General features: G+C 35.4%; 11 protein-coding genes and 1 pseudogene. 7 read left to right on the top strand and 5 right to left on the bottom strand.

Going from position 1 to position 14,360, the window contains the following annotated elements; all coding sequences use genetic code 11:
* Positions 1-77: 77 nt before the first annotated feature.
* Positions 78-1,283 carry an NAD(P)/FAD-dependent oxidoreductase gene (locus tag IWX80_RS05155; protein WP_196852432.1) on the bottom strand — a complete coding sequence of 402 codons (1,206 nt, stop codon included), beginning with the start codon at positions 1,281-1,283 and terminating at the stop codon, positions 78-80.
* Positions 1,284-1,433: 150 nt separating this feature from the next.
* Entirely contained in the window at positions 1,434-2,384 is a 951-nt protein-coding gene (locus tag IWX80_RS05150) for an L-threonine 3-dehydrogenase (RefSeq protein WP_196852431.1), read from the bottom strand.
* Positions 2,385-2,697: 313 nt separating this feature from the next.
* Here IWX80_RS05150 and IWX80_RS05145 point away from each other — a divergent pair, with 313 nt between their 5' ends.
* Together IWX80_RS05145 and mfd are read left to right on the top strand one after the other, a co-directional pair.
* A complete protein-coding gene (locus IWX80_RS05145) occupies positions 2,698-3,303 on the top strand; it encodes a hypothetical protein (protein ID WP_196852430.1) in 606 nt (201 codons plus the stop codon).
* Entirely contained in the window at positions 3,296-6,664 is a 3,369-nt protein-coding gene (mfd, locus tag IWX80_RS05140) for a transcription-repair coupling factor (protein WP_196852429.1), read from the top strand. The genes IWX80_RS05145 and mfd overlap by 8 nt, the downstream gene beginning before the upstream one ends.
* 56 nt (positions 6,665-6,720) lie before the next feature.
* On the opposite strand, the gene IWX80_RS05135 is transcribed toward mfd, so the two are convergent.
* The 3 genes from IWX80_RS05135 to IWX80_RS05125 all read right to left on the bottom strand — a co-directional run bounded on the left by IWX80_RS05135 (position 6,721) and on the right by IWX80_RS05125 (position 8,817).
* A complete protein-coding gene (locus IWX80_RS05135) occupies positions 6,721-7,377 on the bottom strand; it encodes an aspartate kinase (RefSeq protein WP_073354429.1) in 657 nt (218 codons plus the stop codon).
* A gap of 108 nt (positions 7,378-7,485) precedes the next feature.
* Positions 7,486-7,845, bottom strand: coding sequence for a YraN family protein (locus tag IWX80_RS05130; RefSeq protein ID WP_196852428.1), 360 nt, complete (start codon positions 7,843-7,845; stop codon positions 7,486-7,488).
* A 75-nt stretch (positions 7,846-7,920) separates the two neighbouring features.
* A complete protein-coding gene (locus IWX80_RS05125; RefSeq protein WP_196852950.1) occupies positions 7,921-8,817 on the bottom strand; it encodes a S66 peptidase family protein in 897 nt (298 codons plus the stop codon).
* A gap of 268 nt (positions 8,818-9,085) precedes the next feature.
* On the opposite strand from IWX80_RS05125, the pseudogene IWX80_RS05120 reads away from it, so the two are divergent.
* The 5 genes and pseudogenes from IWX80_RS05120 (at position 9,086) to IWX80_RS05100 (ending at position 14,317) form a co-directional block, all read left to right on the top strand.
* A pseudogene (locus IWX80_RS05120) lies at positions 9,086-10,194 on the top strand (endonuclease/exonuclease/phosphatase family protein).
* 40 nt (positions 10,195-10,234) lie between these two features.
* Complete coding sequence (locus IWX80_RS05115; RefSeq protein ID WP_196852427.1) at positions 10,235-10,774, top strand: 3-hydroxyanthranilate 3,4-dioxygenase; 540 nt, start codon at positions 10,235-10,237, stop codon at positions 10,772-10,774.
* Positions 10,775-10,955: 181 nt separating this feature from the next.
* The gene (amaB, locus tag IWX80_RS05110; RefSeq protein WP_196852426.1) at positions 10,956-12,509 is read left to right on the top strand and encodes an L-piperidine-6-carboxylate dehydrogenase; all 1,554 of its coding nucleotides are present in this window, start codon (positions 10,956-10,958) and stop codon (positions 12,507-12,509) included.
* Positions 12,510-12,596: 87 nt separating this feature from the next.
* Positions 12,597-13,661 (top strand): hypothetical protein, encoded by a 1,065-nt coding sequence (locus tag IWX80_RS05105; protein WP_196852425.1) that lies wholly within the window; start codon positions 12,597-12,599, stop codon positions 13,659-13,661.
* Complete coding sequence (locus tag IWX80_RS05100; protein WP_196852424.1) at positions 13,658-14,317, top strand: hypothetical protein; 660 nt, start codon at positions 13,658-13,660, stop codon at positions 14,315-14,317. Before IWX80_RS05105 ends, IWX80_RS05100 begins: the two co-directional genes overlap by 4 nt.
* Positions 14,318-14,360 lie beyond the last annotated feature (43 nt).

Below are 14,360 nucleotides of genomic sequence, written 5' to 3'. Positions count from 1 at the left end.
ATAAACATGCCCCAAAAAAGTTAGACACTATTTGGGGCATTTTTTATGCAGTTTAACGAAATATTGGTGTCTGGAAATTACCTTCTAAATTTAAAATATTCGGCTAAAGTATGTTTCTTGTTTTTCAACATTTCAGAAACGAGTTCCATTCCAATAACTGAAAATGTGATACCGTTTCCGCCAAAGCCCAATACAAAATAAGCGCTTGGAAAATTGGGATGTTTGCCAATGTAAGGCAAGCCGTCTTTGGTCTCGCCAAAAGTACCCGCCCAAACAAAATCCATTCTGAAATCATAATCAGGTAAAATTTTCTTTAGATATTTAGTCAATTTATCGGACTTTTCGTTGAGTAGGGAATCTCTTTTTGCAGCATCTACAAAATCTTCATCTTCGCCGCCAATAAGCAATCGGTTATCATCCGTCGTTCGCATATACATGTAAGGCTCTGCCGTATTCCAAAAAAGAGTGTCGTTAAGGTGCGATTGATCGTCTTCAAAACATTCGCCCACAATGGCATAAGTAGATAGTAATTTTACAAACTTGTCTTTAATGATTTCGGTACTTTCAAAACCGTTGCAGTAGATTATTTTTTTGGCAGTGATGGTAGTTCCATGTTCTGTTAGAACGGTGACGCCATTTTGTTTGTAAGTAACTTTTTTGATATCGGTTTTATCAAAAATCTGCAATCCTTTTTCGTGATTGTACGCTAGAATATCATGGGCTAATTGGAAAGCATCGATACTGCCACCTTGTTCTGATAAGATTCCACCATGCGAATGTTTAATATGAAATTTTTTATCAATTTCATCGGCTTCGAGCCATTTTACAGGCATTCCAATCTTTTTTCGCGCTTCAAATTCTTTTTTTAACCAAACAACATCCTTTTTTAATGCGGCAAAATAAAGCGATTCTTTTTTTTTGAAACCACAATCCGATTTTACTTGTTGTACTATTTTTTTTAAATCATCAATTGATTTATAGCATGCCCAGTAACTATCAACGGCAGCTTTTTCGCCAATCAAATCAATAAGTTGGTGCAAAGGCACGTCAATTTCATATTGTAACATGGATGTCGTAGCCGATGTACTTCCATGACCTATTTCTCTGCGATCTATCAGCATGGTTTTGTAACCATCCGCCATAGATTGATGCGCTATAAGACTGCCGGTTATTCCACCGCCTACAATTAGAATTTCTGTGTCCAGATTTTCTCTTAATGACGGATACGAGTTGATGATCCCGTTTTTTACTAACCAAAAAGGTTCACTTGATTTTAGTTTCATGTTGCTGCGGTTTTTATCAAATTTAGTTAAAATATTTTTTTTATTTGATGCTAAAGAAAAATACAAAACACAATTAAAAAAAATCGGGTTTCAAAAAACAAGATTTTCACCCTAATTTTCTAAAACCCGAATTCTATATGAATAAAAGTATTATGCTTTCTCTGCACCCAAATTTTTCAACATATCCACTGTCATTGATTCCAAATCAAACTCATGTTTCCATCCCCAATCTTTTCTGGCTTCAGCATCATCAATACTTGCTGGCCAACTGTCGGCTATTTTTTGACGGAAATCCGGCTCATAAGTCATTGTAAATTCAGGAATATGTTTCTTGATTTCGGCAGCAATCTCCGTTGGCGTAAAGCTCATTGCAGCCAGATTGTACGAAGAATGAATTTTTATTTGGTCAGCCGGCGCTTGCATAATTTGGATGGTCGCAGCAATGGCATCGACCATATACATCATTGGCATTTTAGTTTCTGACGACAAAAAACATTCGTATGTTTTATCCGAAAGTGCTTTGTGAAAAATATCTACTGCATAATCCGTAGTTCCGCCACCAGGAGGCGATGACCAGCTGATTAAACCCGGATAACGGATGCTTCTTACATCTACACCAAAGATATTATGGTAGTATTCACACCATCTTTCGCCGGCTTGTTTGCTGATTCCGTACACCGTTGAAGGCTCCATTATCGTGTATTGTGGGGTATTTTCTTTCGGAGTTGTTGGTCCAAAAACCGCAATACTCGAAGGCCAGAATATTTTTTTTATTTTTCCGGCTTTCGCCAAATTCAAAACGTGAAACAGCGAATTCATATTTAGATCCCAAGCAAAAGCTGGATTTTTCTCGGCTGTAGCCGATAACAATGCGGCCATCAAATACACTTCGTCAATTTGGTGTACTTCGACCAAATGTTCAATTTGATTAAAATCTAAAGCGTTCACCACTTCAAATGGACCAGAATTCACCACATCAATATTTAACTTTCTGATATCCGAAGCGATTACATTTTCTGTTCCGTATATTTTTCGTAGTTTTTGGGTAAGCTCCGTTCCTATTTGGCCACAAGCGCCAATAATCAATATTTTTGTACTCATTTTTGTCTGTTTTGAAAAACAAAGATAACGTTTTCGCAAATAACATAACTTTGATGAAAATGATTATAAAAATCTTAAAATAGTATTTAAAAACATGTTTATTTTCTTAAATTTTCATGTTTTTAAGCATAAAAATCAGTCTGGCAATATTAGATTGTTATTCCAATACTGGAATTCATTATTGTGAATTTACTTTGTAACTTTGCACCTAAATTAATGGAAATTTTTAAAGGGTCATAATTGCTTCTTTTTTAAAAAATTACAACTGTATTTGAATTACTTTCATCCATTAAAAAATGATAAATTGACGCACATGAAATATAAAATAGCCGTTTTCTTCTCTCTAGTTTTTGTTTTGTTCTCTTGTAAAAATGACAATCAAAAGCGTATTGCGGAAAACAAAAAAGAGATACAAAAAAGAGAAATCATATTTGCAAACATACAGAAAGGGTGGGTCTTATACGATGAACCAGTAACCGAAGCGGGTGAAAAAAGCATTGCGTCTTGGAACGAATGGCGTATGTTTTTGGCTGAATTAGCACAAAAACCTAAAAAAAGTATTGGAGCTTTTCAGCAAAAATCGAAAGCGCTTTCGAAAAAAGCAATGGCTTTAAACGATAATATTCCTTACGAATACAACAAACCTCAAATAAAAAGCAGGATTTCCACGTTGATTACTAAAGTTAGATTGCTGGATTTATTCATTCATTTGGATAATATTCCAGATAAAAAAGTAACGTTGTTAGTGTCGGAAATCAACTTGGAATTGGTTTCGCTACAAAGACAAATGGACAAAATTGTGGAGAAAAGTAAAATTCCAGTTGAAGAAGGAGAATCTGATTTATTGAAAATGATGGATACTTCAAGAGCCATTCCAAATACACCTATAATCGACCCAAATATTCCACGCGTTGAGTAAAACAGCCTTATACAATACCTACGATAATTCGCCTAAAATACAGCAAATTGTTGCTCGTTTATTAGAAAATAATCAAGTCAAAATGCAGCTGTCGGGACTTTTGGGTTCTGCACTTTCATTTGTAATGCGGTCGGTTTTCAAGAAATCCGAACTTCCTTTTTTAGTTATTTTAAACAATAAAGAAGAAGCTGCGTATTACTTGAACGATTTGGAACAGATGATTGGGGAGCAAGATGTGCTCTTTTATCCCGGTTCATTTCGTCGCCCGTACGAAATTGAAGATACGGATAACGCGAATGTTTTGCTTCGCGCCGAAGTGTTAAACCGAATCAATTCCCGCAAGAAACCCGCCGTTATTGTCACGTATCCAGAAGCGCTTTTCGAGAAAGTGGTGACCCGAAAAGAATTGGATAAAAACACGCTGAAAGTTGCTGTTGGCGATAAGATTTCTATCGATTTTATCAATGAAGTTTTGTTCGAATACGAATTCAAAAGAGTCGATTTCATTACTGAACCCGGAGAATTTTCGGTTCGTGGAGGAATTGTTGATGTATTTTCATTTTCGAATGATAATCCGTACCGAATTGAGTTTTTTGGAGACGAAGTTGAGAGTATCCGTACGTTTGATGTAGCGACGCAATTGTCTATTGAAACGCAAAAAAAGATTACAATAATCCCAAATGTGGAAAACAAAATTTTTCAGGAAAACCGAGAAAGTTTCTTGGATTATATTTCGGAGAAAACGGTAATTTTCATTCAAAACACCGAAGATTTTTTATCACAATTAGATAAACAATTTGGCAAAGCCGAAGAAGCTTTCGCAAAATTGTCGCAGGAAATAAAGCGGTCTTCGCCAGAACAATTGTTTTTGAATCAAGCAGCATTTATAAAAAGAGCGTTGGATTTTTCGATTGTAGAATTGAGTTCAAAACCTATTTTTAGAATCACCAAAAAATTCGAATTTCACATTCAGCCACAACCATCGTTTAACAAACAGTTTGATTTGTTGCTGAATAATCTGAATGAAAATCATTTCAACGGTTACAAGAATTATTTGTTTTGTTCGAATGATGCCCAAGCCAAACGATTTCATGATATTTTTGAAACGCTGGATGAAGCGAATTCTGAAAATATCCGCAAGCAATACAACACCATTGTTTTGCCTTTGTACCAAGGATTTATTGACGAAGAAAACCAAATAACCTGTTACACTGACCACCAGATTTTTGAACGTTACCATAAATTCAGCATCAAAAACGGCTATTCGAAAAAACAGAATATTACTTTAAAAGAACTAACTACACTTTCTGTAGGTGATTATGTGACGCACATTGACCACGGAATTGGACGCTTTGGAGGATTGCAAAAAATACAAGTCGAAGGCAAAACACAAGAAGCAATCAAGCTCGTTTATGCCGATAATGATATTGTGTATGTGAGTATTCATTCGCTGCACAAAATTTCAAAATACAACGGAAAAGACGGAACACCGCCCAAAATTTACAAATTGGGTTCGAATGCGTGGAAGATTTTAAAACAAAAAACCAAGGCTAGAGTCAAACATATTGCATTCAATTTGATTCAATTGTATGCCAAAAGAAGACTCGAAAAAGGATTCCAGTTTGCGCCCGACAGTTATTTACAAAACGAATTAGAAAGCTCGTTCATTTATGAAGATACACCGGACCAAACGAAATCTACGGCAGAAGTCAAAGCCGATATGGAGAGCGACCGACCAATGGATCGCTTGGTTTGTGGAGATGTAGGTTTTGGTAAAACTGAAGTCGCTATTCGTGCAGCTTTCAAAGCTGTGGATAATAGTAAACAAGTGGCAATTCTGGTTCCAACAACCATTTTAGCCTACCAACATTATAGAACTTTTACGGAAAGATTGAAAGATATGCCGGTTTCTATTGGTTATTTAAACCGTTTTAGAACCGCGAAACAAAAAGCAGAAACATTAAAATTATTAGCCGAAGGAAAACTCGATATTGTGATTGGAACTCATCAATTAGTCAACAAAAATGTTGTTTTCAAAGACCTTGGATTGCTGATTGTAGATGAGGAGCAAAAATTTGGTGTCAACGTAAAAGACAAACTCAAAACCATCGCGGCGAATGTTGATACGCTAACTTTAACCGCAACGCCAATTCCGAGAACTTTGCAGTTTTCACTAATGGCTGCACGCGATTTATCAGTTATTACAACGCCTCCGCCCAATCGTTATCCTATTGAGACGAATGTGGTTGGTTTTAGTGAAGAGATGATTCGGGATGCAATTTCGTATGAAATTCAGCGAAACGGACAGGTTTTCTTCATCAATAATCGAATAGAAAATATCAAGGAAGTAGCCGGAATGATTCAGCGTTTGGTACCCAATGCCAGAGTTGGAATTGGTCACGGCCAAATGGATGGAAAAAAACTGGAAGAGTTGATGTTGGCTTTCATGAATGGCGAATTTGATGTTTTAGTAGCAACAACCATTATCGAAAGCGGATTAGACGTTCCTAATGCAAATACGATTTTTATCAACAATGCGAATAATTTCGGATTGTCTGATTTGCATCAAATGCGAGGTCGAGTAGGGCGAAGCAATAAGAAAGCATTTTGTTATTTTATTTGTCCGCCATATTCTGCGATGACAGATGATGCCAGAAAAAGAATTCAGGCTTTGGAACAGTTCAGTGAATTGGGAAGTGGATTTAATATTGCGATGAAAGATTTAGAGATTCGTGGAGCAGGAGATTTATTGGGCGGCGAACAAAGTGGTTTCATCAATGAAATAGGTTTTGATACCTACCAAAAAATCATGAACGAGGCCATCGATGAATTAAAAGAAAACGAATTCAAGGATTTGTATCCGGAGGAAAATAATCTGGAAACTAAAGAATACGTCAAAGACCTGCAAATCGATACTGATTTTGAGTTGTTATTTTCGGATGAATACATCAATAATGTTTCGGAGCGATTGAGTTTGTACAATGAATTAGGCGCAGTCAAAAACGAAGAAGAACTGATTGTTTTCCAAAATAAATTGATTGACCGTTTTGGTCCAATGCCGCCACGAGCCAAAGCATTAATGAATAGTATTCGAATCAAATGGATTGCGACTCGTATTGGAATCGAAAAATTAGTGATGAAACAAGGTAAGATGATTGGGTATTTCATTTCGGATCAACAATCCGATTATTACCAATCTAATCGTTTTCATAAAGTACTGCAGTTTGTACAAAAACATCCTAATTTATGCAAAATGAAAGAAAAGCAAACGCCGGCTGGATTACGACTTTTGTTGACTTTTGACAATGTGAAGAATACCAGGACTGCTTTGGAATTAATGGAGTTGTTGGGCGGAGAATAAATAACAAAGCTTCCAGCCTTATGAAGGCTGGGAGCTTTGTTGATTAACGGAATTTTCTAATTCTTCAAATCTTTAATTACTTTAAAAGCAACATCAACTTGTTCTTCACTCACTAAAATAGTGAACTCATTAGAAGTCGAAATTACTTCATTGATGATGATTCCTTCCCAAGCCAAACGCTGAAAAATGAAATAGTAAATCCCAGGAACGACAATGTTTTCTTTTGGTAATTTTACCGTAATCGAAGCTAGGTTATCTAGTTTTTGAATAAGTTTTTCAGTAGCAAAATGCTTGTCCACTAAGTGATTGATACTGTTGCTAACCACAATGTTGGTTTCGTTCACTCCTCTGGATGAAGTGTAAAAAATATCCGGTAGCGTATTGATATCTGTAATTAAATCGGCTTGTTTATTCAAAACGGTGTCGGATGCAGCAAAAGTATAATCGGTCAAAGCCGAGCGAACGGTGATTTCCCCGATATTTTTGATGACTTTGTTAATCTTATGGTTCAACCTGAAATCGAGTTCTTCTGTTAGTCTTTTTAAAGCCATAACAACTGCACCTTGTTTTACTTCCTTGCCAAATTCACTTTCTAATTCGGTCATTATATTTCGGGATAATGAGGTCAGATTGATGATACCTAATGATAATGCATTTAGTAAAAAAGGCTTTGTTTTGATGTAGTTTTCTACAATGGAAGAAACAGTTTTCATGATGTAATTTTTTTAGTTGGTTGTTATATACGCGTAGTTAGTGTGTAAATAGGACGCAAATATAAATAAAAAACAATTTGTTACAAATATAACATCAAGAAAAAACGGTTAAAAGTGATAAAAAGCATCGATAAGATGCTCAATTACAAAAGATTTCCCTTCTTTATGGATGGCTATTATGTCAAAACGAACTTCAATATCCAAATTTCTTTCGTTTACAAAAGCGTCCACGGCCTTTACAAGAAGCTGAATTTTTTTTGGTTTTACAAAATCCTGAGGCAATCCAAATTCTAATGAGGAACGTGTTTTGACTTCAATAACGGCAAGTGTATTTTCTTTTTGGGCGAGAATGTCTATTTCGGCTTTTTGGAAGGTCCAGTTGGTTTCTAAAATAGTATAACCGTCTTTCCGAAGAAATTCGACCGCCATTTCTTCTCCAAGTTTTCCAAGTTCGTTATGTTCCGCCATTCAAAAATTTTGTTTTAAGTTTTCAAACTTCTGCATTCAAAAATTGATAATCAACAGTCTGAAATTAAATTGTCTTTATTCAAAAACTAGCGTACTGCATTTTTCATTAACATTAATCGTCACATTATTTCCTAAAATCAATGCTCTATTGTCTTGAATATGTCCGGCAGGAAAATTGTACAAGACGGGAATATTGTATTTTTTGGTAACATCCTCGATAATTTCTATGGCATTTTTACCCCACGGAATATCATTATCTTTCATTTTTGTCATCGAACCCACAACAATTCCCTTGATGCTTTCCAGACAGCCATTTCGTTTCAAGTTCATCATCATGCGGTCAATATGATATAAATATTCGTCTAAATCTTCAATAAACAAGATTTTATCAGTACAATCAATCGCGGATGGGGAACCAAACAAACTGTATAAAATCGATAAATTTCCGCCCACTAATTCTCCAGTGGCTTTTCCGGGTCTGTTCATCACGAAAGGATCTATTTCATAAGACAAATTTTCGCCAAATAACGCAATTCGCATGGTTTCAATCGCCTGAGGAGTTGCTCTGGGAGCGGTTATCGGCATGATTCCGTGAATGGATTTGTAACCCATTGTATTCAAATGATTGTGTAAAACGGTCACATCACTGAAACCAACAATCCATTTCGGATTTTTTTTGAAGGCAGTAAAATCCAGTAAATCAATCATTCGTACGGTTCCGTATCCACCTTTTACACACCAGATGGCTTTGATGTTTGGATTGTCTAATTGTTGCTGAAAATCGCTGGCGCGTTGCTCATCGGTTCCGGCTAATTGGTCGTTGTCTAAACCTATCGTATTTCCAATAACTACTTCTAAACCCCAACTTTTCAATAAAGCAATAGCGGGTTTCAAGTTGTCATCTGTATTTTTTCTGGCTGTTGCCAAAATTGCTACTGTATCTCCTTTTTGTAAACTTGGCGGTGTAATCATGTTGTATTGGGCTTGACTGTTGAAAGATTGTAGAACAAAAATAAGCAATAGAAATTGATATAATATAGGACGGCGTGGTGTAAATGTTAATTGGTTTTTGTTCATGCTGGAATGCTTTTCTGAAAAAATTCTAGTGGCAAAGTTTTTAAATGATAAAAACAAAGATAGACAATTAGAAAATAATTCTAAGTTCAGGTTCAAATGACTATTTTTACAATAGACAGATTCAAAGAGGAATCTAATCACCTACTGGAAATAAATAATATTTATGAGAATTACCCACTGGATTCCTGTTCTTTTTTTATTTTTTCCAATAATAAAATCTACTGCACAACAGAAAAAATATGTCATTCATACGTTGCGTTTTATAATTTCGAAAACCTTTTTGATACCATAAATGATCCGGATACTTTTGACGAAGAATGGACGCCAACAGGTTTGCAGCGGTGGACCTATGATAAATACGAAAAGAAATTAAGCAACTTAGCCCGCATATTATTCGAAATTGGTTCAGCTGAAAATACTGATTCGCCTACATTTATTGGCGGCTGCGAAATAGAAAACCGAGGCGTTTTGGAGGATTTGGTCAAGCAACCCAAACTTATCGAGAAAGATTACGGAATCATCCATTTTGATTCGCCTGATAAAAGAGGGATTGATGTGGCACTTTTGTATCAAAAAAAGAAATTTCAACCCACAAGTTACAGCAATATTCCGTTGTACATTTATAAAGAAAGCGGAAATACGAATGAAAATTCTAAAGCCAGTTCTGAAGAAAAAACAGATGATGAATTGCAAATAAGCACCAAAAATTATCGGGTTTATACACGAGATCAGCTTGTGGTAACGGGATTTCTCGATGGTGAGGAAATCAATATCATCGTCAATCACTGGCCTTCACGTTCTGGTGGTGAGAAAAAATCAAGTCCGTTTCGGGAAGCCGCCGGCGCATTAAATCGAAAAATAATAGACTCTTTACAACGGATCAATCCAAACGCAAAAGTGATTATTTTGGGTGATATGAATGATGGACCGTATAATAAAAGCGTCAGAATTGGGCTTGGCGCCAAAGCAAAAAAGGCAGAGGTATTACCGTTTGGAATTTACAATCCATTCGAAGAAATGGCCAAAAAGGGATTTGGAACCATCGCATTTAGGGATGCATGGGATGTTTTTGATCAAATAATGGTTTCCGAAACCTTACTGCAAACGGATTATTCGAGCTTTCGATATTGGAAAGCAGGAATTTACAACAAGTTATTTTTGATACAAACCAGCGGACAATACAAAGGCTATCCGTTACGGCATTCCACCACCGAAATAGGATTCAGCGACCATTTTCCCGTCTATATTTATTTGATTAAGGAAAAAAAATAACGTTTTAATATTTCATAACTTTACAATTAAAATAAAAATCATGGCAATAGCAAAACCTTTCAACCTTAATAAATGGATTGACGAAAACCGTCATCTGCTCAAACCGCCCGTTGGTAACAAGAACTTATATACAGAATCCGGAGATTACATAGTTATGATTGTTGCGGGTCCAAATGCCCGAAAAGACTACCATTACAACGAAACCGAAGAGTTATTTTACCAACTTGAAGGCTCCATAAAAGTGATTGTTCAGGAAGACGGCGAGCGGAAAGAAATGGAATTGCATCCGGGCGATATGTACCTTAATCCCTCTAAAATTCCGCATTCTCCAGTTCGTTCCGAAGGTTCTATTGGGCTTGTCATTGAACGAAAAAGAGCCGGACAAGGATTTACAGACGGCTTGCTTTGGTTTTGCGATATTTGTAATCATAAGCTTCACGAAGTCTATTTTGAACTGCATAATATCGAGAAAGATTTCTTGCCTCATTTCGAACATTTCTATAATTCAGAACACTTGAGAACCTGTGAAAAATGCGGAACTGTTATGGAAACGGACCCTCGATTTGTTGCCAAAAAATAATTTTTAGGAGCTCATCCTGCTATACGCTGTATCTGTATAGGTCTCGTAAAAAACGAGACCTATAAAGGATGCCGCTTCTATCAGGGCTAAAAAATGAAAATATAAGTAGTAACGTTTACTATTTAACCTTAAATCAATATATTTGTAAAAAAATATAACAATTTTTAATAAAAAAGTTACAATGATAACAATAGCAGATCAATTCGGAATGAAGGAAGCATTGGCGCAATTGGGTGTAAAAGCCATAAATGAAGGAACGTCAACAGGGATAAACCATTTTTCAAACGGGGAAATTCTTGAAAGTTATTCACCAGTTGACGGTCAGCTAATAGGTACTTTAAAAACAACTACGGCTGCTGATTATGAAAAAGTAATGCAAACCGCTACTGAAGCTTTTAAAACTTTCAAAGTGATGCCTGCGCCGCAACGTGGTGAAATCGTGCGTCAATTTGGTGAAAAATTGCGTAAAAATAAAGAAGCTTTAGGCAAGTTAGTTTCCTACGAAATGGGGAAATCATTGCAAGAAGGATATGGTGAAGTTCAGGAAATGATAGACATCTGTGATTTTGCAGTTGGATTGTCGCGTCAGTTGCACGGATTAACGATGCACTCCGAACGTCCGGGACACAGAATGTATGAGCAATACCACCCAATGGGAGTTGTTGGAATCATTTCGGCTTTCAATTTTCCAGTTGCTGTTTGGGCTTGGAACACAGCATTAGCCTGGATTTGTGGCGATGTTTGTGTTTGGAAACCATCTGAAAAAACACCACTTTGCGGGATTGCCTGTCAAAATATTATTGCCGAAGTAATCAAGGAAAATAACCTTCCGGAAGGAATTTCCTGTTTGATAAATGGAGATTACAAAGTGGGTGAAATGATGACTAACGACAAGCGTGTGCCATTGATTTCTGCAACTGGTTCTACTCGTATGGGGAAAATTGTTGCGCAAGCAGTTGCAGGTCGTCTTGGAAAATCATTATTGGAATTAGGCGGAAACAACGCCATCATTGTAACTCCGGATGCTGATATCAAAATGACGGTTATTGGTGCTGTTTTTGGTGCGGTAGGAACGGCAGGACAACGTTGTACATCAACACGTCGTTTAATTATTCACGAAAGTATTTATGATAAAGTTAAAGATGCAATTGTATCGGCTTACAAACAATTACGTATTGGAAATCCTTTGGATGAAAACAACCATGTAGGTCCTGTAATTGATAAGCATGCAGTGGAAATGTACAATAAAGCATTAGAAAAAGTTGTTGCCGAAGGTGGGAAAATCCTAGTGGAAGGTGGCGTGCTTTCTGGTGAAGGATTTGAAAGTGGTTGCTACGTAAAACCAGCAATTGCAGAAGCAGAGAATTCTTTCGAAATCGTACAACATGAAACTTTTGCGCCTGTTTTATATTTATTGAAATATTCAGGAACTGTGGAGAATGCTATCGCAATTCAAAACGGAGTGGCGCAAGGATTATCATCCGCTATTATGACAAATAATTTGCGTGAAGCAGAACTTTTCCTATCCGTTGTAGGTTCTGATTGTGGAATTGCAAATGTAAACATAGGAACTTCCGGTGCAGAAATTGGAGGCGCTTTTGGTGGTGAAAAAGAAACTGGTGGCGGAAGAGAATCAGGTTCTGATGCTTGGAAAGTCTATATGAGAAGACAAACGAATACGATTAATTACACTACAAGTTTGCCATTGGCACAAGGAATAAAATTTGATTTGTAGTAATTTAGTTAACAATAAATTTATATTTAAACGCTTTGTCTTCTTTAGATAAAGCGTTTTTTTATAAATTAGACAAAAAAACTATTAATGACCAATTCAGGAGCAACATTTACAGATATTTCAGGTTGGCATAAAAATGTTCATTACAGCACTGGAGGTACTCGAAGTAAATACATTGCTTTGCACCCCGACACAAATGAGGAGTATTTTTTTAAAGGATCAAAAGAAACACCTCAAGGAGAAATTCGCTATCCAACAGAGTTTTGGTCTGAAATTGTTTCTTCTAAAATTGGTCAATTTTTAGGTTTTCCAATGTTAGATTATAATATTGCCTACGATAGTAAACACAAGCAAAAAATTGGATGTCTTTCAAAATCCATGGTTTTTGGTGCAAAAAATAAATTGACAGAAGGCATCTCTTATTTAACTGGATTTAATCCTCAATATAATCCGGAAATAGATAAAAAAGACTACACCTTTCAATTTATTTGTAAAGCGTTAAATGAATTTTCATTAGTAAATTATATTGAAAATATTATTGAGATTATTGTTTTTGATAGTATCATTGGAAATTCAGATAGACATCAAGAGAATTGGAGTATATTATCTACTTATGAACAAGATGAAAATATTGTTGAAGAACAAATTTCTAGTGCTTTTGATAAAATTAAAAACAAAATTAAAAAATTATCGAATAATAGTTCTAAAGAAGAAGGGAAGATTCATATTAATGTTAATTCTAAATATTTGACGTATACTTACAATTATCAATTTGCACCTATTTATGATAGTGGTTGTTGTCTTGGAAGAGAATATACCGATGAAAAAGTTTTTAAAATGTTCAATGATTCTCAAATGATTGAAAAGTATATTCGAAAAGGTGAGTCTGAGATTCATTGGGAAGGGAATACTAAAAAAAGGAAGCATTTTGAACTTATAGAATTATTGCTAGAACACTATCCAGCTGAAACGAAAAGGTTTATAGGTAGAGTTATGGAGAAATATAACTCCGATGCAATAGAAGATATAATTGAAAAAATTGATATAAATGTTCCAGCGGATTTAATTAACTTTAAATTATCGGTTGCAAGAAAACAATTGATGTTTAAATTGGTAACTTTGCGCATTGAAAAATTAATCAAATATTTATGAAAGCAATAGGAAACATACACCTTATCTGGAGATCAGGTAAAGGCAGTAGAAGAATTTCTGTTGGTACTATTAAAAAAAGTGCCTCAGAAGGAATCCGCTTTCAATATAATCAGGATGGAGTTGAAGAAGCTAAGAAGTTAGGTTTTGTGCATTATGAAGGCTTTCCGGATACAAGTAAAGATAAAATTTATACGGAAAATGTAATTGAAATTTTTGGCCAAAGATTAATGCGTAGTGAGAGACCTGATTTACAAGATTTTTATGATTTTTGGAATATTGATTTAAGTAAAAAAGAAGATAAATATTACATGTTAGCTTTTACTCAAGGACTATTACCGACAGATAATTTTGAGTTTTTGGCTCATTTTAACCCTGTAGAAAATTTATCCTTTGTTACGGAAATAACTAATTTATTGGAAAGTCAAATACCTTCAGATAAGGTTGCGGTTGGAGATGTTTTAAGATATGAATTAGAACCGAATAATCAATACGATAATAAAGCTGTAAAAGTCTTCAAAGAAGATTTATATCTTGGACGTATTAAACTAATTCACTGTAGTGTATTCCATAAAACAAGTAAGCAATTTGATTTAATCGTTCAAGGAACTGAAAAAAATGGCGTATTAAAACGAATTTTCGTTAAAGCAAGTCTTTAATTTATATTCTCAGAATCAATTACACTACAAGTTTGCCATTGGC

It is taken from the genome of Flavobacterium sp. CAN_S2, assembly GCF_015752255.1.
In the GTDB taxonomy this organism is placed as follows: Bacteria; Bacteroidota; Bacteroidia; order Flavobacteriales; family Flavobacteriaceae; genus Flavobacterium.
Note: the sequence above shows the minus strand (reverse complement) of the source record. Positions and strands in the feature narration are given on the sequence as shown.